General features: G+C 67.9%; 20 protein-coding genes. 14 read left to right on the top strand and 6 right to left on the bottom strand.

Features of this window, described 5'->3' with window-relative positions; all coding sequences use genetic code 11:
- Window positions 1–22: 22 nt before the first annotated feature.
- Window positions 23–2,287, top strand: coding sequence for a hypothetical protein (locus tag F1D05_RS23285; protein ID WP_185442403.1), 2,265 nt, complete (start codon window positions 23–25; stop codon window positions 2,285–2,287).
- A 3-nt stretch (window positions 2,288–2,290) separates the two neighbouring features.
- Here the strand turns inward: F1D05_RS23285 and F1D05_RS23280 are convergent, their stop codons facing one another.
- The 4 genes from F1D05_RS23280 to F1D05_RS23265 all read right to left on the bottom strand — a co-directional run bounded on the left by F1D05_RS23280 (window position 2,291) and on the right by F1D05_RS23265 (window position 8,587).
- Window positions 2,291–3,178, bottom strand: coding sequence for a hypothetical protein (locus tag F1D05_RS23280; protein ID WP_185442401.1), 888 nt, complete (start codon window positions 3,176–3,178; stop codon window positions 2,291–2,293).
- 92 nt (window positions 3,179–3,270) lie between these two features.
- Window positions 3,271–4,512, bottom strand: a complete 1,242-nt coding sequence (locus tag F1D05_RS23275) for a hypothetical protein (RefSeq protein WP_185442399.1) — start codon at window positions 4,510–4,512, stop codon at window positions 3,271–3,273.
- Window positions 4,509–5,783, bottom strand: a complete 1,275-nt coding sequence (locus F1D05_RS23270; RefSeq protein WP_206685804.1) for a hypothetical protein — start codon at window positions 5,781–5,783, stop codon at window positions 4,509–4,511. The genes F1D05_RS23275 and F1D05_RS23270 overlap by 4 nt, the downstream gene beginning before the upstream one ends.
- Window positions 5,784–6,268: 485 nt before the next feature.
- A complete protein-coding gene (locus F1D05_RS23265) occupies window positions 6,269–8,587 on the bottom strand; it encodes a hypothetical protein (RefSeq protein ID WP_246485886.1) in 2,319 nt (772 codons plus the stop codon).
- Window positions 8,588–8,722: 135 nt separating this feature from the next.
- Between F1D05_RS23265 and F1D05_RS23260 the strand changes: the two genes are divergently transcribed.
- Window positions 8,723–10,993 carry a hypothetical protein gene (locus F1D05_RS23260; protein ID WP_246485885.1) on the top strand — a complete coding sequence of 757 codons (2,271 nt, stop codon included), beginning with the start codon at window positions 8,723–8,725 and terminating at the stop codon, window positions 10,991–10,993.
- Here the strand turns inward: F1D05_RS23260 and F1D05_RS23255 are convergent.
- The gene (locus tag F1D05_RS23255; protein WP_185442397.1) at window positions 10,978–12,006 is read right to left on the bottom strand and encodes a PseG/SpsG family protein; all 1,029 of its coding nucleotides are present in this window, start codon (window positions 12,004–12,006) and stop codon (window positions 10,978–10,980) included. The two genes, F1D05_RS23260 and F1D05_RS23255, sit on opposite strands and share 16 nt — an antisense overlap.
- 69 nt (window positions 12,007–12,075) lie before the next feature.
- Here F1D05_RS23255 and F1D05_RS23250 point away from each other — a divergent pair, with 69 nt between their 5' ends.
- The 10 genes from F1D05_RS23250 (at window position 12,076) to F1D05_RS23205 (ending at window position 21,004) form a co-directional block, all read left to right on the top strand.
- Window positions 12,076–12,306 (top strand): AbrB/MazE/SpoVT family DNA-binding domain-containing protein, encoded by a 231-nt coding sequence (locus tag F1D05_RS23250; RefSeq protein WP_185442396.1) that lies wholly within the window; start codon window positions 12,076–12,078, stop codon window positions 12,304–12,306.
- A complete protein-coding gene (locus F1D05_RS23245) occupies window positions 12,296–12,736 on the top strand; it encodes a type II toxin-antitoxin system VapC family toxin (protein ID WP_185442394.1) in 441 nt (146 codons plus the stop codon). The genes F1D05_RS23250 and F1D05_RS23245 overlap by 11 nt, the downstream gene beginning before the upstream one ends.
- A gap of 127 nt (window positions 12,737–12,863) precedes the next feature.
- Window positions 12,864–13,847 carry a UDP-N-acetylglucosamine 4,6-dehydratase (inverting) gene (pseB, locus tag F1D05_RS23240; RefSeq protein WP_185442392.1) on the top strand — a complete coding sequence of 328 codons (984 nt, stop codon included), beginning with the start codon at window positions 12,864–12,866 and terminating at the stop codon, window positions 13,845–13,847.
- 5 nt (window positions 13,848–13,852) lie between these two features.
- A complete protein-coding gene (gene pseC, locus F1D05_RS23235; RefSeq protein ID WP_185442391.1) occupies window positions 13,853–14,977 on the top strand; it encodes a UDP-4-amino-4,6-dideoxy-N-acetyl-beta-L-altrosamine transaminase in 1,125 nt (374 codons plus the stop codon).
- 37 nt (window positions 14,978–15,014) lie between these two features.
- Window positions 15,015–16,481, top strand: a complete 1,467-nt coding sequence (locus F1D05_RS23230; protein WP_246485884.1) for a hypothetical protein — start codon at window positions 15,015–15,017, stop codon at window positions 16,479–16,481.
- Window positions 16,481–17,317, top strand: a complete 837-nt coding sequence (locus F1D05_RS23225; protein WP_185442389.1) for a hypothetical protein — start codon at window positions 16,481–16,483, stop codon at window positions 17,315–17,317. Before F1D05_RS23230 ends, F1D05_RS23225 begins: the two co-directional genes overlap by 1 nt.
- The gene (locus tag F1D05_RS23220; RefSeq protein WP_185442387.1) at window positions 17,314–18,051 is read left to right on the top strand and encodes a cytidylyltransferase domain-containing protein; all 738 of its coding nucleotides are present in this window, start codon (window positions 17,314–17,316) and stop codon (window positions 18,049–18,051) included. Before F1D05_RS23225 ends, F1D05_RS23220 begins: the two co-directional genes overlap by 4 nt.
- A gap of 38 nt (window positions 18,052–18,089) precedes the next feature.
- The gene (locus F1D05_RS23215; RefSeq protein WP_185442385.1) at window positions 18,090–18,899 is read left to right on the top strand and encodes a class I SAM-dependent methyltransferase; all 810 of its coding nucleotides are present in this window, start codon (window positions 18,090–18,092) and stop codon (window positions 18,897–18,899) included.
- A 108-nt stretch (window positions 18,900–19,007) separates the two neighbouring features.
- Complete coding sequence (locus tag F1D05_RS23210; protein WP_343066507.1) at window positions 19,008–19,352, top strand: DUF485 domain-containing protein; 345 nt, start codon at window positions 19,008–19,010, stop codon at window positions 19,350–19,352.
- Entirely contained in the window at window positions 19,349–21,004 is a 1,656-nt protein-coding gene (locus F1D05_RS23205) for a solute symporter family protein (protein ID WP_185442383.1), read from the top strand. The genes F1D05_RS23210 and F1D05_RS23205 overlap by 4 nt, the downstream gene beginning before the upstream one ends.
- Before the next feature lie 191 nt (window positions 21,005–21,195).
- Here the strand turns inward: F1D05_RS23205 and F1D05_RS23200 are convergent, their stop codons facing one another.
- On the bottom strand, window positions 21,196–21,852 hold the full coding sequence (locus F1D05_RS23200) for a winged helix-turn-helix transcriptional regulator (protein WP_185442381.1): 657 nt from the start codon (window positions 21,850–21,852) through the stop codon (window positions 21,196–21,198).
- Window positions 21,853–21,932: 80 nt separating this feature from the next.
- Between F1D05_RS23200 and F1D05_RS23195 the strand changes: the two genes are divergently transcribed.
- Window positions 21,933–22,370 (top strand): pyridoxamine 5-phosphate oxidase, encoded by a 438-nt coding sequence (locus tag F1D05_RS23195; RefSeq protein ID WP_185442380.1) that lies wholly within the window; start codon window positions 21,933–21,935, stop codon window positions 22,368–22,370.
- A gap of 359 nt (window positions 22,371–22,729) precedes the next feature.
- Complete coding sequence (locus F1D05_RS23190; RefSeq protein WP_185449342.1) at window positions 22,730–26,209, top strand: discoidin domain-containing protein; 3,480 nt, start codon at window positions 22,730–22,732, stop codon at window positions 26,207–26,209.
- Window positions 26,210–26,231: the final 22 nt, after the last annotated feature.

Here is a 26,231-nt window from a genome sequence, read left to right as displayed (position 1 = left end):
CCTTCCCGTGACACTGCGCGACATGGCATCTCCAGGCCCGCTGAAATGGCTGCTCCGATGGGCTGCTCCGGCGGCGACGTTGGCTTTCGCCTGGATCGCGCTGCACCACTACGAGGTCGACAACGCCGACCTGGCCGCGCTGACGGCGTACCTCCTGTTCGGCGTCGGCCTGCCCGGCATGCTGATCTGGCGTAGTCTGCGCGGCCGCACCGACGTGTTCTACCTCGATGCCGGTGCGGGCTTCGCCGTCGGCTGCGCGCTGCAACTGCTGGTATATCTACCTGGACGCTGGGCCGGGTTCCCCCAAGTGGTGACGGTCGCGCCGATCGTGATCCTGGTCGCCTTCGCGATCGATCCACGGCTGCGGCGCTGGTGGCACGGCAGTCCGTCGGGCGGCGTCGGGGGCGCCTGGCTGATCGCGGTCAGCATCATGCTCGGCATCCTGATGCTTGCCATCGGCACCTATCGGACCGAACCGCTGGCGGGCTTCGGCTCCGACTACCCGTACGTCGACATGCCGTTCCACATCGCGTTGGCGGCAGAACTCAAGCACCACGTGCCCTTCACCACGCCGTACGTGCACGGTGTCCCGCTGCAGTACCACTGGTACAGCCACGCGCACATCGCCGCGACCAGTTGGGCAACCGGGGTGGAGATCGAGGTCCTGGTCCGGCGGATCATCCCGGTGACGATGCTGGTCGCCGCCACGCTCGGCATCGCCGGACTGGCGCAGAGCTGGGCCCGCCGCCGCTGGACCGGGCCGGTTGCAGCCGCGGTGCTCGTCTGCACGTCGGGCGTGACCCTGGTCGGCTGGCAGCGCGGAAGCTCCGCTCCGTTGCTGGGGCAGGCGTGGTGGGCCAGCCCTTCGCAGTCGTTCGGCCAGATGATGGTGATTCCCGCCGTCGCCCTGCTGGTCGGGATCGTCCGGCATCGCCGGCTGCCACGCCCGACGGTCTGGATCCTCTTCACGCTGTCGGTCGCCGGTGTGATGGCCGCCAAAGCCACCATGATTCCGTTGCTGGCCGCGGCTTGCTGCATGGCGTGCGCCAGTTGGCTGGTGTTCCGCCGGCGGTTCCACCTGCCGAGCCTGATCAGCCTGGGCATCGTCATCGGCGCCTTCCTGTTCGCCCAGTTCGTGATCTTCGGCGGCGCCACCCAGGGAACGACGATCAAGCCGTTCGTGCAGGTGAACGCGCAGCGCCTGCCCTACGGTTTCTCCGCCGTCGGGGGCAACGCCTGGGGCCCTGTCTCCACCTTCACCCTGTCGCTCCTGGATCTGTCCGGGTACCTGCTGCTGGCCGCCGCGCTGTTCGCCTTCGGCCGCAGGCTTGTCACACACCCCGGCGTCGCGGCGCTGAGCGGCATCGCGATCGGCGGCATGGGCGCGACGCTGGTCCTCGTCCAGCTCGGTGGTTCCGAGCGGTACTTCACCCGGGCCGCGATCGCCCTGATGATCCCGATGGCCGTCTGGGGACTGGCGCTGCTGGTCCGGCGTACGGACTGGAAGATCGGGTTGCTGCTCGTCGTCGCGGCCGCACTCGGCGGGCCGATCGCCTTGGCCATCTCCCGGGCCAACACCACGAGGCCCGTCGCCGGCAACAACTGGCAGGCCCTCTGGTACGCCGCTGGTCCGTTGCTGGTCGGACTCGCCGCCGCTGCCGTAGTTGGTCTCCTGCTGTCCTTGGTGGCGAAGAAGTCCGGCACCCGCTTGTCGGCTGCGGCCGCTGCCTTCGTACTGGTGATCGGCATGGGAACGCTGCCCACGTACAGGATGCTGGCCCGGTTCTGGCAGGCCGTCGACGTGAACGGCCTCGACCACGTTTCCCTGGCCGCAGGCCCGTCCTACCTGCCGCCGGACGGCAGGGAGGCTGCTCGCCTCCTCCGTTCACACTCGGCTCCCGACGACCTGGTGGCCACGAACGCGCACTGCCGGATCCCCGGCCGGGCACTCTGCGACAGCCGCGCGTTCTGGCTGGCGGGCTGGTCGGAGCGCCGGGTGCTGTTGGAAGGCTGGGGCTACACCGTCCGCTCGAACGCCGCGGACAGCGAGGAGGCCAAAGCCGGCCGGTACTGGGCCGCCCCGTTCTGGGATGCTCAGTTGAAGGCTGAGAACGACGCCGTCTTCACCGATCCCTCCCCGGCTACCGCAGACGTGCTGAAGCAGAAGTACGGGGTTGGTTTTCTCTTTGTGGACAAGCGTTTCGGCGCTGTCGACGAGAAGCGGATGAAGCTGATCGCCACTTCGCTGTACGAGCGTGCCGACGTGCAGGTCTGGCAGCTGCGCTGAGCTTCAGGGCAGCACACGGACGCCGGCGAGGTCGACCGAGCCGGCATCCTCGACCACGATCGGCCGCCGTCCCGGCCGGGGCGGTTGGCGCGCGACCACTACCGGCAACGGCCGGATCGTCACGTCACGAAGGTCGAGGTCGACGAACGCGCGGGTGGTGACGGCACCGTCGACCTCGCTCCGGCCCCAGCCCGCGACCCGGATCGCGTACAGGTCGCCGCACCAGCCGATGTCGCACCCGTGGATCGACAGGCCTTGGTTGATGCCCATTTCGGCACCCGGATCGCGGTACCGGTCGGTGTTGTCCCCGGGCAGCAACCGGAATCCGATCTCCACCCGCTCGCACCGCACGTCCCGTACTTCGACGTCGTACACCGAGCTGAGGCAGAAGGCCTCGAACGCGTCGCACACCCGCAGACCGTCGACCTGGAAGTGATGCGGGTGCAGCGAGTGGCCGGTGATGTCGCTGACTCCGGCGCCGACCGCACCCCAGTGCGCGATGAAGGCTGTGCCGCCGCCGTGCACGGTGATGTCCGAGAGCAGCACCTCCCGGACGGCGCCGATCAGGGTGATGTTGTTCGCCGCGCAGCGTCCGGCGCGCCGGATCACCACCCGGCGTACGACGATCTGTTCGATCCACTCCGGTTGTTCGGCGTAGAAGTAGCGGCCGATCGTGATGGCGGTCCATTCCGCGCCGTCGTGCGGGCCGGGTGAGGCGTCGGGGAGTTCGAGGGTCAGGTCCGTGACGGTGACGCCCGATCCGAGCACCGCGATCAGTGGCGATGCCTCGGCCTCCGGACGCCACAACGTCGTACCGGAGCCGGACAGGGACCAGTTGTCGGTGAGCACGAGGCCTGCGGTGATCGGGTAGGACCCGGCCGGTAGCACCACGCGCCCGGGTTCGAACTCGGTCAGCAGGCGGCGGAGCAGCTCACCGTTCTCGTCGCCGTTGCCGCTGAGCCGCGGCCGGTACCCGACGACCGTCAGGACTCGGCCCGGACGACGAGATCCCAGCGGACCTTCGCGCCGATCATGCCCAGCACCTCGCGCAGGCCCGACGGGTCGACCGACAACCGGATCAGCGTCGGACCCGTCAGCGGGCCGTCGGTGACGATCTCGATCTCCGCGTCCGCCTGCGCCAGCACCTGTACGCCGGGGACCGTGCCGGGCCCGACACCAACCAGCTCCACCTGGACGGCGTTCTGGCTGACCAGGGCCGCCATCGCGTCGGCGAGCGGGTTCGGTGGCGGTCCGACCGGGATCGGCGGAGGTGGGGGCGGCGGCGGAGGTGGGGGCGGCGGCGCGGCAGGCCGGCCCTTGGCAGCTCGCACGACCCGGCGCTTCAGGGCAGTCGCACGCTTACCTGTCCGCCTGGCCGCCGGCACAGCGGCCACCGGGATGACCCAGCGGGACGCACGCTTGAGCCTTCGCTTCAGCATCCGGGCGGCGCCCGGCCGCTGCTGCACCGGCGGGATGACCGGCTCTGGTTCCGGTACCGGCACGATCGTGATCCGCAGGGGCGGAGGCTCGATCAGTGTTGCCCGGGCGGTCCAGTGTCGTGGCCCGCCCTCGTCGGCCGGATTGGCCACGAAGTACCCCGCCCGGATCGGAAGTGTGCCGCTGTCCGGATCTACCAGCAGGTTGCCGGTCGAGACCAGGCCGAGCTCGCGATCGCCGTCCACCTCGGTGAACTCGATCTCCTTCAGCAGAACGCCGATCGAACCGGCGGCCGCGGCCGGCGCCCAGGATGGCCTGTCGTTGTCGACGCTGACCACCTCGAGGACGAACAGCCCTTCCGCGGTCAACTCCGCCGGCTGGAGGTCGAAGCTGACGACTCCCGCGGCAGCCCCGGAGACCGGTGCCTGGCGGTTCAGCAGCAGGGCGCCGCGGTTCTTGCCCTGCGAACGGACCAGCAGCAGCCGCGGCAGATCGGCACCAGAGAACGGGGTCCCTGCCGGGACGCGTTCCCGCCACCACTCGAGCGCCATACTGTCGAAACTGAAGTGTGCGGTTACCCGGACGGGTCGGCCGGTCGGCCGGACCTTGATGCCGAGCATGGCAGGCGAGGCGACGAAGCGGCCGATCACGGCGACACCACGGGACATGCAGTCGATCATGCTGAGGTCACCGGGCCGCCCCGAGCTCACCGAGCCGGGCAACACCAGCGGCTCGATCACCTGGTCGAACGCCGTCCTGAAGTGTGGCGTGGCGAAGACTCTGGTCACAGCTCGCTCACCCCACCCAGCGCCAAGGCGAACTCCTCGGGGGGCAAGGTCAGGTCGGTCCGGGTCAGGAACGGATCCTTGCGGGTCCACATCCTGCGGACGGCGGTGAAGGCCGGGTCGGCATCCGCCTCGATGTGCTGCATCGCCACCTTGACGGCGACCAGCAGGTGCTCCAGCCGGCCCATCTCCCAGTGCTGCACCAGTGGCGTCGAGACGTCCGAACCGCTGCGGTAGAACCACGCCCAGAGCCGGGCCCGCTCGATCTGCTCCTCGGTCAGCAGCGGCCGCCCGGCCAGCAGGCTGTCGATCGATTCGTCCAGCCGGGCCCAGTAGTCGTCGGCGTCCTTGGCCAGGATGGTGAACCCGCAGTGGCTCCACTCCGACCAGCCGGCCTGGATCGCCGCGATCCCGAACGCCGGCAACTCGGTGCTGATGCTGCCGCGGACCGTGACGCCGAGATCGATCAGGCTCCACATCACGTTCTTGCTCATCTCGAGACTGGGCAGGAAGACCATCGGCGAACTGGCGTGCTTCTCCTTCAGGCTGCCGAAGAAACCGGTCGAGTCGTACATGTCCTGACTCGGGTGATCGATGAACAGCCAGTTGACGTCGTCGTGCTTGGCCGCGTAGTCCGCCGTCGCCTCGTACCAGGCGCCGAGATCTTCGAAGGACTCGACATTGGTGTTGAGGGCGTCGGACACGGCGTGGTTGTAGACCGCGATCACCGGCTTGTCCGGATCGAAGCCGTACCTGGCCATCGCGTGCTCGCGCACCGACATCCGGTCGCCGAGGCTCTGCAGTTCGATCGCCGAGATCGAGCCGCCACGCCACCACGACGGCTTGCCCCAGTTGCCTTTCAGCCGCCAGGCGGTCAACTCGGCACTGGCCCGCAGCCGGTCGCGGTTCGGCCAGACGTACCGCTCGAAGTACTCGGCGATCTGATGGGTGAGCTCGGCCCGGAAGGTCGGCGCACCCCGCCGGGTCTCCGGGAAGACCGCGTACGCCTTCAGGCTGCCGGTGCTCTGGACGTGGATGGTGGGCACGTTGAACCGGGCAGCCGACTCGACCGCCAGCCCCCACAGGTTGTAGTCGACATGACTGGTCACCAGCGCGACCGGGTCGAGGCCGGCGAAGAGAGCGTCGTAGATGTTCGAGAACTCCGCGCTGCGCTGCTGGACCTGGGCGTACTTCGCACTCGCGCGGACCTCGTCGGTCACCCGCGGAAGTTTGAGTACCCGGCAGACCGTCGCCCGGACGATCTCCTCCAGCACGGGCCGGGTCGATTCCCGATCCGGCCACCGGCAAGGTCTTCCCGGCAACGTGCAGGTCGACCGGCCCGGAACTGCCGATCCGGCCGTCGACCAGGTCGTGGATGTCGATCACGTCGACAGCGCCGTACGCCTGGGAGATGGCCGTCAGCGCGTCGGCCTCGAAATAGGTCCAGAGGATGTCGTTCCAGTCGTCGTCGGCGCCGGTGAAGACGACGAGCCTGGCCGGGATGAACCGGCGCAGGGCATTCGCGACGGTGAGGTTCCGCAGCGTCACCCGCAGGTCCTGGCTCATCGCCTCGACCAGGATCACCCGCTCGCCGCCGGGGAGCACGTTCCGCTGCCAGAACTCGGAGGCCGCCGTCAGGAAAAGCGGGAACTCGCGCGAGTCCATCGTGCGTTTCGGAACGGTCGATGTCACCAGAGAGTTATAGCAGTCAACCCCTGTTTGTGTTATATGTGCCACGTTGCCTGTTCAGGCAGCTTTCTCAGGGCCCGGTGAGCTCGTAGATCTTCACCCGGGAATCCTGGTGCCGCAGGACGGCGAGGACACCCAGCGTCGCCGAGACCGGCCCGTCCCGAAGGTCCGCGTAGATCCAGCGCACGCCGTACTGCGATCGCAACCGATCGAGCAGTTGCGCTGTCGGGGCGGTCATCACCTGCTCGGTGAGCTGGACCCGATCCGGCCACGGCGAAGGCTGGAAGAAGTACTTCACCCCGTTCACACCGTTCTCCGCCATCCCTTGCTGGGTATAGGCCCAGCCCTCCATCAGGGTGCGCCGGCCGGCGATGCCACTCACGATGTAGAGCCGCGCATCGCAACCGGGGAGCAGCGCGCCCGGCGGCCGGCAGTAGGTGTTGGAGACGACGACGTCATCCGGCGCCGAGTTCTTCGTCAGCCACTGAGCGGCCGCCATCTCGTCGGGATAGACCCGCCAGGAAACCGATCCGTAGTGCCCCGAGCCGCGGGCGTCGAGCACCGACCAGGCGTCCGTTGCGACGGTGCCGATCGGCAGGCCGATCACGGCGAGCATCGCGAAGGCCGTTCCCAGTCCGGCAAGTCCCTTCCGGCGGCGCACCAGCAGCCATCCCACCAGCACCAGTGCGGCGAGTCCGGCGACCACCAGCACCGGGCGGGCCAGAAACCCGACCTGCGCGAGCCGTGAGCCGGTACCGGAGGCTCTGAGCAGCCCCGCCCACACCCCGATCGCAGTACCGATCGCAAGACCGGCCAGGCCGAGCCATTGGATCGTGCGCCGGCTACGGCCTCGTACGCCGGCTGCGATCAGCCAACCGAGGGCCGCGGCCGCGAACGGCAGACCGGAGCGGAGGAAGTAGTACTCACTCGCGGACGGATGATCCACCACGCTCAGCCCGAGCCACGAAGCGGTGAGTGCGCCGACCAGCCACCAGGCAACAGGGTCGTGCCGCACCTTGCTCCGGCTCAGCCCGAGGCCGGCCAGCAGACCTGCGTGCGCGATGGCGAACGCGGCGAGCGTCAGCAAAGCCCCTGCCACCGCGAGGCGGTCCCCGGTCAGGGACGGGAGAATCAGGCCGCCGGTACCGGCCAGCGAACCGTCACCGGTGGCCAAGCGATAGCCGGGCTGGAACTTCGCGATCGCGAAGAGCTGGATACCGGAGCCCGCGGTGCTGCCGGCCACGGTGAGCATCGTCCAGACGGCGATCGCGGCGATCAGGCCACCGATCCCGACGGACCGCCACGGGATGCGTCGATCCTTCAACAGCAGGAACAACGCCGACAACCCCACTCCCCCAAGCAGGATGGGCAGGACCGTCGGCTTCGATCCACCACCGACGACCGCAACCGCCACCGCGAGCACCCAGACACCGCGGCCGCCACCGCGATAGAGCGCGGCGATGATGAAGTACGCCGCAGCGGCAATCACCAGGGTCGCCAAGGTCTGCGAGGGAGTCAGCAGGCCCACCGGTCCGACCAGGTCGACCTGCGGCCAGGCAGGGGCGAAGTAGCCCAACTGCGGTACTACGAAAGCCAGGCCGGCCAGTACTCCGGTCCACCAGACCCGGCTGACCTGGCGGGCCAACGCAGCGCCGGCCAGCAACCCGGCGAACATCACCGGGATCAGCCACAACCGGTACATCACCTGGATCGGCGAGACCCTGGTGATGTCGACGGCACCGGCCATGTCGGCATTGGGGAACCAGTGGTACTTCAGCGGCTCTCCCGCCACCTGGGGCAGCTGTGGCGGCACACTGCGAAGCAGTTCGTTCACCATCGACAGGTGGTAGAGCCCATCGGGGTAGTACGCGATGCCGTGCGGCGGTGGCGCGTGATCCGCCATCACACCTTGCGTAGTAGCCAGTGCGAGCAGTGTCAGGCAGATCGCCAGGCCCCAGGACCAGGCCATCGGCAGCGGCTGGGGCTCGGAAAGCCGCCAGTACTGCCGCAGCCTCGGCACCAGCGCGAAACCCAGCAGAACCAGGACCGGCCAGACGACCAGGACCTGCTGCCATCCGAGCCAGGTGAACAGCGCCCAGCCGGCAAGTTGGTAGGCGATACCGACGGCGGCCCCAAGACCGACGTCCTCGGGCCAGTTCCCGGTACTACGCCACAAGGCCCGCATCAGCAGGACGCCCGGCAGGACCACACAGCAGCCGAAATAGCCGCTGTATTTCACCAGTGCCACTACCGGCACATCGATCGCCAGCAGGCCGCCGAGGGCAGTCACGACCGGCAGCAGCCACGGCGCGAGCCGGAGCAGTTTCGCCGGGCCGGGCAGGTCGGGAGTCGCTGCGACAGGTGCTTCGCCCGCCTCGATGGCGATCACGCCTGATAGTTCCACTGCGGGTGCACCGCCCTATTTGAGCATGGCGCCCCGGGCCTGGGTATAGGAGCCGCACCGACCACAGTTGGTGACGTTACGAGTACGAAACGAGGTCGGAACACCATTAAGGTTGCGCGCATGCACTCGAGGGCAAGACGGCGAGGGCCGAGGCCGAGCGGCAGCGGGACGAGAGCCGGGAAGATCGCCGTACTGCCGTTGCTGGTGCTGACGATCGTCTTGATGCTGGCTGCGCACGCGTCCGCGTTCGACGTGCTGAGGTTCACCGCCTTCACGCTGGTCGGGGTCGCGCTGCCCGGCCTGGTGCTGTGGCGTCTGGTCGGCGCCTACCGGCGAAACCTGGTCGAGGACTGCGCCGCCGGATTCGCGGTCGGCGTCTCGGTCCAGCTGATCGTCTATCTGGCCAGCGCGTCGATCGGTCTGCAGCGCTGGTCATGGGCCTGGGTCCCGGTCGTCCTGGTCGTCGGCGTGATGGACTCCGATGTCCGGGCCCGGGTCTGGCGACGGGTAGAGGCCCCGCTCGCTCCCCTGACCGCCTGGCTGCTGTCCGGCGCCTGCTCGCTGGTGCTGACCGTGCTCTACCTGATCGGACCCGGCCGGATCACTCCCGCTTACACGAATCCGGCCACGGACTTTCCGGACCTGGCGTTCCATCAGGCGCTGGCGGTCAGCGCGAAGTTCGACGTACCGATCGTGCCGCTGTGGGTGTCCGGCGAACCGATGAAGTACCACACGTTCTTCCACCAGTTCACCGCCGCGACCTCGTGGGCGACCGGCATCGACGTGACCCAGCTGATCTTCGCGCTGGCCTGGGTGCCGCTCGTGCTGGCCGGTTGCGCACTGGTCTTCGTCCTGACCCAGCGGTTCCTGACGCCGCCGGCCAAGGGCATCGAGGACGGCCCGCACCCCGCTGTGACGTGGGCCGGGCCGTTGGCCGTGGTCGTCGCCGGGATCGGAGGCACGCTCCAGCCGCTGCACGACGTGTCGCTGGGTGGCATCTCGCTGGTGTCGAGCGCCTACGGGAGCCCGACCCAGAACCTCGGCATGATGCTCGCGCTGCTGCTCGTGATCCTGGCCGTCGACCTGCTCCGGCACCAGCCACCGAAGACCCGCTGGGTACTGCTGATCCTGGTCGCGCTGGCCGCGTCCGGAAGCAAGGCGACGATCCTGCCGATGGCGGTCTGCGGGTTCGGGCTCGTCTACTTCGCCACCGCACTGACCCGGCGGACCACCCGGGCCGCCATGGCGGGCGGCCTGACCATGCTGGTGATCTTCATCGGTGCCCTGATCGCGGTCTACGGCGGCCAGACATCCGGCTTGAAGTTCAAGCTGGGTCAGCTGTTCGTGCAACTGCAGCCGTACGCGTCGCTCCGGCACGGCAGTGGACTGGATCGTCCGGCGGAGCTCCTGAGCGCTGCGACGATCCTGCTGACCTGGGGACTGGCCGTGGTCGGCGTGCTCTTCCTCCGGCGGTACTGGCGGGATCAAGGCACGATCTTCCTGGCGGGCTTCGCGATCGCCGGTCTCGCGGCGACCCTGCTGACCACCCAGCCGGGCATCAGCCAGCTCTATTTCTACCGAACCGCGTTCCCGGTCCTGGCCGTCCTCTCCTGCCTCGGTCTGGCCCGGCTGGTCGATCGCCTCGGGGATCACCGTGGCGGCGTCCTGGTCGCGGTGGCGGCAGTCCTCGGTCTGGTCGCTTGCGGCCTGACCAGGCTGGGATCCGCAGACCTCCACGGCGTGAAAGGGCCCGTCCTCTGGATGATCGCGGGCCTCGTCGCCACCGGCCTGGTGACGGCGGCCGGTTGGCGGCTCGGCCGCCGCAACGGCAGTCCGGCGACCGTCTTCCTGGCCGCACTGGTCGCGGCGTGCATGATCGGCGCGACCTATCTGCCACTGGCCGGTCTGGTGTCGAAGCAGGCCGACCTGGTGATGTACGGACCGCGAGGCATCGGCCACGGTCCGACCCGGGCCGAGGCGGACGCTGCTCGCTGGCTGAAGGAGAACAGCCGGACCGACGATCTGGTCGCGACCAACGCGCACTGCATCGCCCAGCGCGGCGATGTCTGCGACAGCCGCCACTTCTGGATCGCGGCCCTGTCCGAGCGCCAGCTCCTGGTCGAGGGCTGGGCCTACACCAACCACGCGAACCGGATCTACGCCACGACCGGCGTCAACCCGTCCCTGGTGCCGTTCTGGAACCGCGACCTGCTGGAGACCAACAACGCGGTCTTCACCGCGCCCTCGCCGGCCCTGATCGAGAGGTTGCGCCGGTACGGCGTGCGCTGGTTGTACGCCGACAACCGCGCCGGTCAGATATCGCCGGCCCTGAAGCAGTACGTCCGTCTCCGCCAGGCGACGTTGGACGCGACGATCTACGAGATCAGGTGAAAGAGCGCGTCGGCCACCCGGGTGCGGCCTTGGCCGTCGACGAGTTTCCAGCCGGCAGCTGCGACGCGGGCTCGCTCGGACGGGTCGGTGAGGAGCTTTCGCAGTACGGCGGCGGCTGGGGTCGGGTCGAGCTTGAGGTCTGAGAGGACGCCTACTCCGACTGCGGCGCCGGTGGCGATGGCTCGTTCGTAGCCCATCACCTGGTTGTCGACGACGCAGACGAGGCCGGCAGTGGCGCCCAGGCAGAGGAGCTCCCAGGTCGACGTACCGGAGGCACTGACGGCGAGGTCGGATGCCACCACGGCCTTGGCGAGTTGTGAGGTCGGGCCGATCACCTCGACGTACTGACCGGCGCCCAGCTCGACCGCTGCGATCGCTTCGGCCAGGTCTTCGCCCGGCGCGACGACGGTCGCCTCGAAGGGGACGCCGGTCGCGGCGAGCGCGGCCACGACGTACGGGCCGGCGCCGAAGGCGTCAGTGCCACCGAAGAACGCGAACACCTTCGGTACGCCGTCCGGTCGCGGTGCGGGCGGCTCCGAGGGGCGCAACGAGAGCACCTCGTCGCGCAGCAGTACGTAGTCCAGCCCGGCCAGCCTGGTCGCACCGGCGGGGAGCTCCGGATCATCGAGCTCGGAGCCCAGGTTCTGGTCGACGAACACATCCGCCTCGGCACCCCGAAGGTCCCCGTCGACAATCGCCAGGGTGGGGACACCGGCCGCGCGGACCGCGGTGAACACCTCGGCGTCGAGGTCGTAGGAGTCGAACACCACCGCGTCCAGCCCGAGCCGCGCGAACAGCTCGAGGTGCTCGTCCGGCGTCCAGACGGCCGGTTCGACCGGGATGTCCCGCGCCAGGATCTGGTCGTTGGCCCACGGCACCGTGTGGCTGTCGCAGACGAACACGATCTCCGCGCCGCGGCCCTTCAACTCCTCGGCCAGCGCCAGGCTCCGCATCACATGCCCGATCCCCCGCTGGGGCCCGACGTCACACCTGACACCAATCCGCAAAGTCACACCCCGACCGTAACCAACTTGCACTAACCTCGTTGTAGCACGTGTCAGTAGTAGTAGGTTGGAGGAATCGTGAAGTTGAACAGCAAGGGTCAAGTGACGATCCCCGCCGAGCTTCGGCACAAGCACCACCTGCACGAAGGCGACGAACTCGAGGTCGTCGAGGGAAAGGACGGCGCACTGAACATCGTCCGCCTCGAACACAGCGAACATCGCGCACAGCGGTGGGCTCGCGAAGCCCGTGGCAGCGCGACCACCACGATGAGCACCGACGAACTGATGGAACTGCTGCGTGGCGAGTGAGCGCCGATTGGGGCTCGTCGATCCGGTCGTGACCCTGATCGACAGTTGCGCCTTGCTGGATGTCCTGACCGGCGATCCGACGTGGGGCGATTGGTCCGCCGGAGCCATCGCCAAGGCGGAAACCGAAGGCGAACTGGTGATCAATCCGCTGATCTACGCGGAGGTGTCGGCTGGTTACGCGCAGGTGGAACAGGTAGATGCAGCGCTTCCGCCTGCGATCTTCCGCCGGGAACCGCTGCCGTACGCAGCGGGGTTCCTGGCCGCGAAAGCCTTCATCGCCTATCGGAAACGGGGCGGCACCAAGGCCGCGCCGCTGCCGGACTTTTACATCGGCGCTCACGCCGCCGTAGCTCATTACCGCGTGATCACCCGGGATGCAAGCCGGTTCCGGACGTATTTTCCGGGGCTCGAACTAGTGACGCCGAACTGACGTCTACCCCAGGGCAGGCCGCCGAACGGGTCCGGGGATTGAGGGTTCCGTGGAGTGGCCCGCTATCGTACGGAGTTGCGCTCCGTGCGCTGTCCGGAACTGTCCCCTCAGAAGGGTCCTACTCGACGTGTCCATCCTCACCGGCTCCGACATCCTCGTCACCGGAGGCACCGGCTCCTTCGGCAAGGCGTTCATCCGCTACGCACTGGACAACCTGGACCCGCGCCGGATCATCATCTTCAGCCGCGACGAGCTGAAGCAGTGGGAGGTCCGCCAGCTGTTCGGCGACGACCCCCGGCTGCGCTTCTTCATCGGCGACATCCGCGACCGGCAGCGGCTGAACCGCGCGATGCACAAGGTCGACTACGTGGTGCACGCCGCCGCGCTCAAGCAGGTCGACACCGCGGAGTACAACCCGTGGGAGTTCGTCCAGACGAACATCGTCGGCTCGCAGAACGTGATCGAGGCCTGCATCGACTCGGGCGTGAAGAAGGTCGTGGCGCTGTCCACCGACAAGGCCTCCAGCCCGATCAACCTGTACGGCGCGACGAAGCTGACCGCCGACAAGCTGTTCATCACCGGCAACCACTACGCCGCGGCGTACGACACCCGGTTCTCCGTGGTCCGCTACGGCAACGTGATGGGCTCGCGCGGCTCGATCATCCCGAAGTTCCGCGCCCTGCACGAGGCCGGCCAGTCGCTGCCGATCACCGACCTGCGCTGCACCCGGTTCCTGATCACGCTGCCCGAGGCGGTCCAGTTCGTGATCGACTCGTTCGAGCAGATGATGGGCGGCGAGCTGTACGTGCCGCGGATCCCGTCGATGAAGATCACCGACCTGGCCCAGGCGATCGCGCCGGGCGCCAAGATGCACGACATGGGTCTTCGCCCGGGCGAGAAGCTGCACGAAGAGATGATCAGCCCGGAGGAAGGCCGCCGCGCGCTGGCGATCGGCGACCGCTACGTGCTGCAGCCGGACCTGGCGACCTGGGGCTACACGCCGCCGTCGAACGGCGTACCGGTGGCCGACGGTTTCCACTACACCTCGGACAACAACGACCAGTGGTACTCCATCGAGGAAATCACCAAGATTCTCGAGAGTGACGTCTGATCCAGATGCTGCCCTACGGACGTCAGTCGATCTCCGAAGAAGACATCGAAGCGGTCACCGCGATCCTGCGCGGTGACTGGCTGACCACCGGCCCGGCCGTGACCGCGTTCGAGAACGCGATCTCCGAGCTGACCGGTGGACACCGCGCGGTTTCCTGTACGTCGGGCACCGCGGCGCTGCACATGGCGTACGCCGGGCTCGGCGTCGGCCCCGGTGACGAGGTCGTCACCACGCCGATGACGTTCGTCGCCACCGCGTCCTGCGCCGCGATCCTCGGCGCCAAGATCGTCTTCGCCGACGTCGAGGACGACACCGCGCTGATCGACCCGGCCGCCGTCGAGGCGGTCGTCACGGATCGCACGAAGGTGATCGCGGCGGTCGACTACGCCGGCCACCCCGCCGACTACGACGCGCTGCAGCCGATCGCGGACCGGGTAGGCGCCAAGACGCTGGACGACGCGGCGCACTCGGTCGGCGGCTTCTACCGCGGCCGTCCGGTCGGCGACCTGGCCGACGTGACCACGCTGTCGTTCTTCCCGACCAAGAACCTCACCACCGGCGAGGGCGGCGCGGTTGTCGCCAAGGACCCGGCAGTCGGGCAGAAGGCGCACGAGTTCCACTTCATCGGACTGGTCCGCGACCCGGACCGATTCGAGATCACCGGCGAGGGCCCGTGGCACCAGGAGGTGCACGAGCACGGCCTGAACTACCGGCTGACCGATCTGGCCAGCGCGCTCGGGCTGTCCCAGCTGAAGCGGCTGGCCGACTTCAAGAAGCGCCGCACCGAGATCACCGCGCGCTACAACGAGGCCTTCGCCAGCGTCGACGGACTCCGTACGCCGGCGCAGCGCGACGATGTCGACCCGGCCTGGCACCTCTACCCGGTGCGCGTGCTCGGCGGCCGCCGTCGCGAAGTTTTCGATAACCTGCGGGCGGCCGGCATCGGCGTCCAGGTGAACTACATCCCGGTCTACTGGCACCCGGTCTTCGCCAACGCGGGCTACCAGCGCGGCCTGTGCCCGAACGCGGAGCAGTTCTACAGCGAGGAGATCTCGCTGCCGATGTTCCCGGACCTGACCGACAGCGACGTCGACCGCGTCATCGAGACGCTGACGAAGCTGGTTTCCTAAAACTTCACATCTGTGGAAAGTCAGAGAATTGACCACTGTGACACCTGATCGGTCCTCGGAAGACACCGGCGGCGAGCCGCTGGCGCGGTCGGTGATGATCGCCGGGGAGATGCTCAACTGGTCCGATCTGCACCCCGAGGACGGCGAGCCCGCCACTGGCGGGCAGGTTCCGTCCGCGTTGCTGGACGCGGTTCTGCGACCGGACGACAAGGTCCTGGCCGCCGGACCGCACTCGCTCGAGGTGCTGGCCCTGATCGCCGGCCGGGTGACCTCGGTCGACGTCCTGGTCCGGTCCGCGCCGGATGCCGAGGAGATCGCCGACCAGCTCGAGGGACACCCGCTGCGGGTCTTCTGTGGATCCCTGGACCACTTCGGTCCCGAGCACGGTGAGTCCTCGTACGACGTGGTGGTGGCCCTCGACGGGCTGCCGCGACTGGTCGGGCCCGACACCATCGTGCTGACCTGGGCCGATGCCCTCGCGGCCTTGAAGACACGGCTGGCTCCGGAAGGGCGCCTGCTCGTCGCTGCGGCGAACCCCTTCGGTGTCGAGCGCCTGGTGCTGCCTGGCGTGACTGCCACCGTTCCGTCCGACGAGGCCTGGCCGCGGGACATCCGGGGCAGCGTCGAGGCTCCTGCCGGTCTGAAAGCTGTCCAGGCCGCTCTCGGCGACGCAGCCACGGCGTACGCGGTGTATCCGTCGTTGGTGGATGCCAAGGTCGCTCTGGTTGACGCAAGCGACTCGCTGGCGGGCGTCGTGGCGGCTCGGGCGGTCGCAGAGCGGTACCCCGATCTGACGCTGATGGACCCGTACCGCGTGGTTCAGGACGCTTTCGCTGCGGGGCTCGGCGCTGAGCTGGCTCCTGGCTGGTATTTCGCTGTTGGCACTGACCTCCCCACTGTGCTGGGTGAGGTTCCTCAGGGTCCTGGCGTGCTGCTGGAAGAGACGCTCCTGGCCGCGCTGAAGATCGACGACCACGCGGCGCTCCGGCGTACGGTGCCTGGCTATGTCACCTGGTTGCGGTCGCTCGATGCCGACGCGGCAGCGGTTGCTTCGCCGGACAACGTTCTGGCCGACGGTACGGCGTACAAGGTGTTCGGCGGCAGCGAAGGCATCGCCGGTAGCGGTGACGCTTTGGTGGTCGGGCAGTTGGCGCGGTTCGTCCGGCGGTCGCTGGAAGCGGCTTCGAGACAGCCGTGGGCGAGCGGCGGCGACGCCCGCGATCTGACCGCGCGGCTGGCCGCGATGGCCGGAATCACTGTCACCGAAGAGCTTTGGGCATCCGTTGCTGATGGCAACGAGCCTGTCACGCCGACCGGGTACGCCGAGCAGCTGGCCACGATCGTGCGGCTGTCCGAGGAGCTGGCCGACGCGAGCGCGCAGGCGTCCTGGTTCGAGAGCCAGCTGGACGGGATCCGCCGGTCGCGGCCGTACCGGATCGGCCAGGCGGTGCTGAATCCGGCCCGTGTCGTGGTGAAGCGCGTTCGCCGGACGACGGGTCGCTGATGCACCACGCCAACCACTTCTACGGCCACGCGCACATCATGGCCCGGTACGCCGGGCTCGGTGGCGGCGAGGCTCCGCGCATCTGGGGCTACCTCCAGCACGGCTGGAACATCCTGGACGGCTTCGCCTACAACACCGCCTTCGTCGACGGGATGCCGAAGTTCGTCTGGTCGGACACCGTCCGCCGGCGCGGCTGGTCGATGGGCTTGCGCAACTACGACGTGATCGGCGCGGCCTGGCTGTACCTGCTGGAGCTCTACCCCGGGCTCGCGAAGCCCGCGACCGATGCCGCCGGCACCATCTTCTACCCGTTCCACGGCTGGGAAGGCCAGAACGTGCTCGGCGACCACGGCCGGATCGTTGCCTCGATCAACGAGCACGAGACCGGCCCGATCACGGTCTGCCTGTACTGGAACGAGTTCGAGAACCCGGCCATCCGGCAGGTCTACGAAGACGCCGGCTTCCGGGTCATCACGCACGGGTACCGCGGTCTGCACTGGCGCAAGACCGACGAGGACTTCCTGCTCAAGCAGCTCAAGGAGATCCGCAAGCACACCCGGGTCGCCTCCAACCGGCTCAGCTCCGCGGTCCTGTACGGCGCGTCGATCGGTCTCCAGCCGGGCGTCTACGGCGACCCGATGCTGCTGGAGAACGAGCACCCGTCCTTCGGTGGCCAGGCCCGGATCAAGCGGCTGTGGCCCGAGCTGAACCAGGCCTACGTCCCGCTCGACCAGGCCAGAGCCTTCACCGACGTCGAACTCGGCGTCGACCATGTCGCCCGGCCGGAAGAGATCCGCGAGATGTTCCGCTGGAATAGTGCAAAGGTTGCCTCATGAAGATCGGCATCATCACCCAGGCCCGGGCCACCAGCACGCGACTGCCCGCCAAGGTGCTGCTGACCGCAGGCGGTCGCAGCTATCTCGAGCACCACCTGGACCACCTGCAGGCGACCGGGCTGCCGGTGATCGTGGCGACCACCACGAACGAGGCCGATGAGCCGATCGTCGCGCTCGCCGGCAAGTACGACGTACCGGTGTTCCGGGGCAGCGAGCTGGACGTGCTCAGCCGGTTCGCGGGCGCGATCCGCGAGCACGAGCTGGACGGCGTCGTCCGGGTCACGTCGGACTGCCCGCTGATCGACCCGGAGGTCGTCGCCGCCGGCGTCGACAGGTACCGGACCGAGGCGGCCGGCAACGCCGAGAACGTGTACGTCTCGAACTGCCTGGAGCGGACCTACCCCCGCGGCATGGACTACGAGATCTTCTCCGGCGCGCGGCTGCTCAAGGCCGACGCCGAGGCGACACTGCCGGCCGACCGCGAGCACGTCACGTCGTACCTGCACCAGAACCGCACCGGCGACATGCGGCTGGTGAACATACCGTGGACCGAGAGCGGTTCGCAGTACCGGCTGACGCTGGACACCGAGGACGACCGCAAACTGCTCGCCACGCTGATCGAGGACTTCGGCGGCGCGGAGCTGAATGTGGCCGATCTGGTCGCGATCATGGACAAGCATCCCGAGCTGCACGCGCTCAACGAGCACATCGAACAGAAGAAGCTCGGCGAGTAACGACGCTGCGGGGCGTGCCTACGGCATGATTTAGCGTGATGACAGGCGATGATCCAACTCGCGCGCACTCGTTCGGTGCCGTCGCGGCCGCGTACGACGCGGGCCGGCCGACGTTTCCTGCCGAGGCGCTGACCTGGATCCTCGGCCCCGGCCGGCTCCAGATCCTCGATCTCGGGGCGGGGACCGGCAAACTGGCCGCGGTCGCCGCCGCGCTCGGGCACGACGTGGTGGCGGTCGATCCGTCCGAGGAGATGCTGTCGGTCTGCCGCCGGATCCCCGGCGTGGACACGATGGTCGGTGCCGCCGAGTCCATCCCGCTGGCGCACGCCTCGGTGGACGCGGTGATCGTCGGCCAGGCCTTCCACTGGTTCGAGCACGCCCGGGCGCTGCCCGAGATCGCCCGCGTACTGCGACCGCACGGCGTACTCGGTCTGCTCTGGAACAACTACGACACGGTCGTCCCGTGGGTCCGCCGGATGCACAAGGCGATGGTCGGTGACGCCTTCGTTGGTGAGGACCGTCTGGCCGGCGGGGACCAGTTCGACCCGATGCCGATCCTGCTCCAGTCGGACCTGTTCGCGATGGTGGAGACGGGCCGGTTCCGGCACTGGCACGACCTGGACCGAACGGGCCTGCGGCAATTGGCCCAGTCGCATTCGCGGGTGTCGGTACTGACCGAATCGCGGCGCGACTCCGTCCTGGAGCAGGTCGACGCCATCTACGAGAGCACCGCCCGGCCGCCCGAACCGCTCCGGATGCCGTACCTGACCAGCTGCTACCGGACCCGCCCGAGCGACCTCGCCAACTACCAGCGCACCCTCGACGCCCCGGTCGCTCCGCCACTCTGAGCCGGGCTGTCAATTTTTTGCGGCCGAAATGTTGCCGTCGCATTCGGTCACAAACGCGCAACCAACCGCTAACGTGACCCCGATCGCGTTCCCAGTGGAGGGGTGCAGATGGTGGAAGAGGAAGCGGGCCACGAGCGACAGGCTCGGGCCTATGAAGCGGTGCACGAGGCGAGTGACTTCACCGAGCTGAAACGCCGGTACAAGAACTTCGTCGTGCCGTGGACGATCGCGTTCATGGCCTGGTACCTGGCATACGTGGCCTGCAACAACTGGGCTCGTGGCTTCATGAGTCACCGGGTGGTCGGGCACATCAATGTGGCGCTGATCTTCGGCCTGCTGCAGTTCGTCTCGACCTTCGTGATCGCCGCCGTCTACGGCCGGTTCGCGAACCGCAAGCTCGACCCGCTGGCAGCCGGACTGAACGCCAAGTACAAGAGGGAGCGCCGTCGATGAACGCACTGATACTCCCCCTCGCCGACGCCGAGCCCGGCAACCAGGTGCTGACGATCTCGCTGTTCACCGCGGTCGTCGCCGTGACGCTGTACATCACCTGGTGGGCGTCCCGGCAGAACAAGACCACGGCGGACTACTACGCCGGTGGCCGCTCGTTCAGCGGCGCGCAGAACGGTCTTGCGGTGGCCGGCGACTACATGTCGGCGGCGTCCTTCCTCGGCATCTCCGGTCAGATCGCGCTTTACGGATACGACGGCTTCCTCTACTCGATCGGCTTCCTGGTCGCCTGGCTGGTGGCGCTGCTGCTGGTCGCCGAACTGCTGCGGAACTCCGGCCGGTTCACGATGGCCGACCAGCTGGCCTTCCGGATGAAGCAGCGGCCGGTCCGGACCGCCGCGGCGAGCTCGACGATCGTCGTCTCGATCTTCTACCTGCTGGCCCAGATGGTCGGTGCGGGATCGCTCGTCGGCCTGCTGCTCGGTGTCAAGAGCGAAGGACTGAAAGCCGGCGTCATCATCCTGGTCGGCGCGCTGATGATCGTCTACGTGACGATCGGCGGCATGCGGGGCACCACCTGGGTGCAGATCGTCAAGGCGGTCCTGCTGATGACCGGCACGCTGGTGATCACCTTCCTGGTGCTGCTGAAGTTCCACTTCAACCCGTCCGAGCTGCTCGGTGCCGCGGCTGCCAAGTCCGGTAAGGGCGAGGCGTTCCTGCAACCGGGTCTGCTCTACGGCAAGGACCTGACCGGCCAGATCGACTTCCTGTCTCTGGGTCTTGCCCTGGTCCTCGGTACTGCGGGTCTGCCGCACATCTTGATTCGCTTCTACACCGTGCCGGATTCCCGCTCCGCGCGGCGTTCGGTGCAGTGGGCGATCGGGCTGATCGGCACCTTCTACCTGATGACGCTGGCGCTCGGCTTCGGCGCTGCCGCATTGCTGGACACCGGCAAGGGCAGCGCGGTAGCGGCCTCGAAGGGCAACACGGCCTCCGTACTGCTGGCCGAAGTGGTCGGTGGTGGAGCGGACTCGCTCGGAGGTGCGATCCTGCTCGCACTGATCGCGGCCGTTGCCTTTGCCACCATCCTCGCGGTGGTCGCCGGACTGACACTGACCTCGGCGTCGTCGTTCGCCCACGACCTCTATGTGAATGTGCTGCGCTCAGAGGATTCGGCCAAAGGCAAGGTCACCGAGAAGAACGAGATCCGGGTGGCCCGGTTCGCGGCGATCGGGATCGGCGCGGTCGCGATCGGGCTGGCGATCCCGGCGCAGAAGCTGAACATCGCGTTCCTGGTCGCGCTGGCCTTCGCGGTGGCGGCGTCGGCGAACCTGCCGGCGTTGCTGTTCAACCTGTTCTGGAAGAAGTTCAACACCTCCGGCGCGGTCTGGAGCATCTACGGCGGACTGATCTCCGCCGTCGTGCTGGTGGTCTTCTCGCCGGTCGTGTCGGGCAAGCCGACGTCGATGATCACCGGTTCGGACTTCGCCTGGTTCCCGCTGTCGAACCCGGGCATCGTCTCGATCCCGCTCGGCTTCATCCTCGGCGTGATCGGTACCTACGTCGGCCGGGACAAGTCCAGCGAGAACCGGTACAACGAACTCTCCGTCCGCGCACTCACCGGCGCCGGCGCAGAGGGTGCCCCCAAGCACTGACGCAGTCGCTAACGTCCGAAGAGGTGAGGGGTGGGACCCTCGGCTCTTCGGACGTTGCCCGTCATCCGGTGGACCCGGGTGCTTACGTCCGAAGAGGTGAGGGTCCTGCCCCTCGGCTCTTCGGACGTTGCGGTTGTCAGTGGCTTACGTCCGAAGAAGCGGGGGGGACGTCTCCTCCACTTCTTCGGACGTCAGCGTTCGGGGGCGGGGTGGGGGGCGATGTGGAAGTGGGTGGCGAAGCGGGTGAGGGCGGCGATGGAGCCGTCGGTGCGGACGATCCCGTTGGCCAGCGCCTGCTTGGCGTCCAGTTCGCCGGACAGTAGTGGGCTCAGCGGCGCGAAGGCCTCGACTACGAGATCTGCCTTCGGTAACGGTCCGGGGGCCACCTCGAGCGAATCGCCGTCGACCACTGCGTGCACCACGATCTCACCGAAGCGCAGCTCGTACTTCGCCTTCCGGTTGCCGGGCTGGAAGGTCGAGCGCAACGCCATCACCAGGATGTCGGGGGTGATGATCTCGTCGGGTCGCAGCTCACCGAGCGAGCGGGCGCCCCAGCGGCCCATCGCGAGCACGACCTCGTCGAGGTCGGCGCCGTACTCCGTCAGCTCGTAGACGATCGCGCCGGACGGGCGCGGCTGGATCCGGCGTACGACGATGCCGGCCCGCTCGAGTTCCTTCAGGCGGGTGGCGAGCACGTTGGTGGGGATCTTCGGCAGGCCGGCCCGCAGGTCGGTGTAGCGCTTCGGGCCGACGAGCAGGTCGCGGATGATCAGCAGCGCCCAGCGTTCCCCGACGAGTTCGAGTGCGCGGGCGACCCCGCAGTACTGGCCGTAGGTCTTCGTCGTCATATTTGCGGTCTTTCCTCCTCGACAGACACTTCATTCTACTCCACTTGACAGATCTTACTTGTTTTTATGAAGCTTAGTGCATGGCGAAGATGACCGAGCAACAACGCGAAGAGTTCCTGGCCGACACCCACGTGGGCATCCTGAGCGTGGCCGGCGGGCCAGGGCGGCCGCCGACGAGCGTGCCGACGTTCTACGCCTACGAGCCAGGTGGCGAGATCACGATGTTCACCGGCACGCAGCGCCGGGCGCCGAAGCGGATCGAGCTGATCAAGGCGGCCGGCGTGGTGACGCTCGTAGTGCAACGAGAGCAGATGCCCCCGGCGTACGTGACCGTCGAGGCGGAGCTGGTCGAGGTCGGCAAGCCCACGACCGAGCAGATGCTCACGATCGCCCGCCGGTACATGCCCGAGGAGCACGCCCAGGGCTACGTCCAGACCGAGCTCGGCGACCCGGAGAACATCGTCACCCTCTTCACCTTCCGCCCAACTCGCTGGCTCACCTCAGACACCTCTCGCTGACCCGGCCTGTTCGAACCAGGGCCCGGCGCACGAGCGCCGGGCCTTTCGCATGCCCCCGGCGGCCACTTTGGCGGCGAACCGTTGACGCTTCCGTAGCACTGCCGTAACAATGAGCCAGCGCTGCGCAAGAACTTGACAAACTCTAAGCAACTTTCGGAGTATTCGTGCAATTCCTTGGCAGCTGTAGTTCGTTGCGCCCTCACCACCCCGCCCATCAGGAGAGGCCCCGGATGCCATGAGAACCAAACCCCAGAAGTGGCGGCTGTTGGCCGCGCTACTCGCCGGCAGTCTGGCGCTGTCAGCCGGCCCGATGATCTCCGCGGCCGGCTTGCCCGGAACCACCGCCTCGGCCCGCGGCTCTGGCCGGCCCCAACCTGGCGGCCGGCAAGGCCACCGGTTCGAGCAGCAGCACCCAGAACTACGGCGCCGCCAACGTCGTCGACGGCAACCGGTCCACCTACTGGGAGAGCGCCAACAACGCCTTCCCGCAGTGGGTCCAGGTCGACCTCGGCTCCGCGGTGAGCACCAACCAGGTCGTGCTGAAGCTGCCGACCTCGGGCTGGGATTCGCGCAACCAGACCCTGGCGGTCCAGGGCAGCACCGACGGACAGAACTTCAACGACTTGTCCGCCTCCGCGTCGCGCGCGTTCAACACCCCGAACAACACCGCGACCATCGACTACGGCGCCTCCACCACGAGGTACATCCGGATCCTGATCACCGCCAACACCGGCTGGCCCGCAGGTCAGCTGTCCGAGCTCGAGGTCTACGGCCCGGCGACCGGTGACACCCAGGCTCCTACCGCCCCGGGCAGCCTGGCCTTCACCGAGCCCGCCGCCGGCCAGATCCGGCTCAGCTGGACCGCCGCGACGGACAACGTCGGCGTCACCGGGTACGAGGTGTACGCCAACGGCGCGCTCCGCACCACCGTCGCCGGCAACGTGCTCACCTACACCGACACCCAGCCGGCCAGTACCCCGGTCGGTTACTTCGTCCGGGCAAAAGATGCTGTCGGCAACCAATCGCCGAACAGCAACACGGTCACCCGGCCCGGCAGCGGCGGCCCCGGCACCAACCTCGCGCTCGGCAAGCCGATCACCGCGTCCGGCTCGGTCTTCACCTTCGTAGCGACCAACGCGAACGACGACAATGTGCAGACCTACTGGGAGGGCAACGCCAACCCGGCCACGCTGACCACCCAGCTCGGCGCCAACGCGGACCTCAGCTCGATCGTGATCCGGCTGAACCCCGATTCGTCCTGGGGCAACCGCACCCAGACGTTCCAGGTGCTCGGCCGCGAGCAGAGCGCGACCGGCTTCACCAACCTGGTCTCCAGCGCGTCGTACACCTTCAGCCCCTCCAGCGGGAACACCGTCACGATCCCGGTCAGCGCGCGAGTGGCCGACGTACGGCTGAACTTCACCGCCAATACTGGCGCACCGGCCGGCCAGGTGGCCGAACTCCAGGTGATGGGCGTACCCGCCCCGAACCCGGACCTGACCGTCTCGGGCGTCTCCTGGACCCCGGCCTCGCCGGTCGAGACCGACACCATCACGCTCCGAGCCACGGTGAACAACACCGGTACTGCGGCCTCGCCGGCGTCCGACGTGAACTTCTACCTCGGCACCACCAAGGTCGGCACCGCAGCCGTCCCGACCCTGGCCGCCGGCGCCTCCACCACCGTCACAGCGTCGATCGGATCCCGTGACGCGGGCAGCTATCCGGTCAGCGCGAAGGTCGACGAAGCGAACTCGGTCGTCGAGCAGAACGATTCCAACAACACCGGCACCAGCGGTACGCCGCTCGTGGTCACCCCGGTCGCGAGCTCGGACCTGATCGCCTCCTCGGTCAGCTGGACCCCGGGCAACCCGGCGGCCGGCAACACCGTGACGTTCTCCGTCGCCATCAAGAACCAGGGCAGCATCGCCTCGGCGGCCGGTGCGCACGGAATCACGCTCACGCTGCTGAGCGGAAGCACCGTAGTACGGACTCTGACCGGCTCGTACTCCGGTGCGATCGCTGCCGGCGACACCGCTCCGGCGGTCAGCCTCGGCACCTGGCCTGCCGCCAACGGCCGGTACTCCGTCCGTGTGGTCCTCGCCGACGACGCGAACGAGTTGCCGGTGAAGCGCACGAACAACACCAGCGAGAAGCCGTTGTTCGTGGGTCGCGGCGCGAACATGCCGTACGACCACCTCGAAGCCGAGGACGCCTCCGTCGGCGGCGGCGCGACCGTGATCGGCCCGAACCGGACCATCGGCGACCTTGCCGGTGAGGCCTCCGGCCGGAAGGCGGTCACGCTGAACTCGAACGGTTCGTTCGTCGAGTTCACCACCCGGGCGAGCACCAACACGCTCGTCACCCGCTTCTCCATCCCGGACTCGTCCGGCGGTGGCGGGATCGACTCCACCATCAACGTCTACGTCAACGGCACCTTCCACAAGGCGCTGCCGCTCACCTCGAAGTACAGCTGGCTGTACGGCGCGGAGGCGGGCCCGGGCAACTCACCCGGCGCGGGACCACGCCACATCTACGACGAGGCGAGCATCATGCTCGACTCGAGCTTCCCGGCCGGCACGAAGATCAAGCTGCAGAAGGACCCGGCGAACTCGACCAACTACTCGATCGACTTCGTCGACACCGAGCAGGTCGCGCCGATCGCCAACCCGGGCGCCGGCTACGCGGTACCGGCCGGATTCTCCCAGCAGGACGTGCAGAACGCGCTCGACAAGGTCCGCCAGGACACCACGCTGACGGGTGTCTACCTGCCGGCCGGTGACTACCAGACATCGGGCAAGTTCAACGTCTACGGCAAGCCGATCAAGGTAGTAGTCGGGGCCGGGCCCTGGTACACCAAGTTCCACGCGCCGACGACGCAGGACAACACCGATGTCGGGATCGACTCCCAGTCGACCGCCAACGGTTCGACGTTCAGCGGGTTCTCGTACTTCGGCAACTACACCTCGCGGATCGACGGTCCGGGCAAGGTGTTCAACTTCGCGGGCACCTCGAACATGACGATCGACAACGTCTGGGTCGAGCACATGATCTGCATGTACTGGGGTGCGAACACCGACAACTCCACGATCAAGAACTCGCGGATCCGCGACACGTTCGCCGACGGCATCAACATGACGAACGGGTCGGCGGGCAACACCGTGAGCAACAACGACGCCCGGTCGACGGGTGACGACTCGTTCGCTCTCTTCAACGCCGTCGACAACGGTGGCGGCGAAGTACGGGACAACGTCTTCGAGAACCTCTCGGCGACGCTGACCTGGCGGGCGGCCGGCTTCGCGGTCTACGGCGGCACCAACAACATCTTCCGCAACCTGTACGTCGCGGACATGCTGACGTACTCGGGGATCACGATCAGCTCGCTCGACTTCGGCATCCAGATGAACGGCTTCGGCGCCACTCCGCCGACGCTGTTCCAGAACATCTCGGTGGTGCGATCCGGCGGGCACTTCTGGGGTAGCCAGACGTTCCCGGGGATCTGGATCTTCTCGGCCTCGAAGATCTTCCAGGGCATCCGGCTCAGCGACGTGGACATCGTCGATCCGACGTACTCCGGGATCATGTTCCAGACCAGTTACGTCGGCTCCCAACCGCAGTTCCCGATCGCCGACACGATCCTGACCAACGTCACCATCTCGGGAGCCCGCAAGAGCGGCGACGCCTTCGACGCCAAGTCCGGCTTCGGCATCTGGGCCAACGAACTCCCCGAACCAGGCCAGGGCCCCGCCGTAGGCAGCGTCACCTTCAACAACCTGACCCTCACCAACAACGCCACCGACATCCGCAACACCACCACCACCTTCACCATCACCCGCAACTGACAACCCCCTAAAAGAACGGCGG

Origin of the sequence: Kribbella qitaiheensis (genome assembly GCF_014217565.1) — a bacterium.
GTDB lineage: Bacteria > Actinomycetota > Actinomycetes > Propionibacteriales > Kribbellaceae > Kribbella > Kribbella qitaiheensis_A.
This window is presented reverse-complemented; position numbering and strand designations above follow the sequence as displayed.

Excerpts from the sequence above, each read along its gene's own strand:
- F1D05_RS23195 (WP_185442380.1), top strand. The coding sequence starts at position 21,933 with ATGGCGAAGATGACCGAGCAACAACGCGAAGAGTTCCTGGCCGACACC.
- F1D05_RS23215 (WP_185442385.1), top strand. The coding sequence starts at position 18,090 with ATGACAGGCGATGATCCAACTCGCGCGCACTCGTTCGGTGCCGTCGCG.
- F1D05_RS23210 (WP_343066507.1), top strand. The coding sequence starts at position 19,008 with ATGGTGGAAGAGGAAGCGGGCCACGAGCGACAGGCTCGGGCCTATGAA.
- F1D05_RS23220 (WP_185442387.1), top strand. The coding sequence starts at position 17,314 with ATGAAGATCGGCATCATCACCCAGGCCCGGGCCACCAGCACGCGACTG.
- F1D05_RS23260 (WP_246485885.1), top strand. The coding sequence starts at position 8,723 with ATGCACTCGAGGGCAAGACGGCGAGGGCCGAGGCCGAGCGGCAGCGGG.
- F1D05_RS23205 (WP_185442383.1), top strand. The coding sequence starts at position 19,349 with ATGAACGCACTGATACTCCCCCTCGCCGACGCCGAGCCCGGCAACCAG.
- pseC (WP_185442391.1), top strand. The coding sequence starts at position 13,853 with ATGCTGCCCTACGGACGTCAGTCGATCTCCGAAGAAGACATCGAAGCG.
- F1D05_RS23285 (WP_185442403.1), top strand. The coding sequence starts at position 23 with ATGGCATCTCCAGGCCCGCTGAAATGGCTGCTCCGATGGGCTGCTCCG.
- F1D05_RS23200 (WP_185442381.1), bottom strand. The coding sequence starts at position 21,852 with ATGACGACGAAGACCTACGGCCAGTACTGCGGGGTCGCCCGCGCACTC.
- F1D05_RS23225 (WP_185442389.1), top strand. The coding sequence starts at position 16,481 with ATGCACCACGCCAACCACTTCTACGGCCACGCGCACATCATGGCCCGG.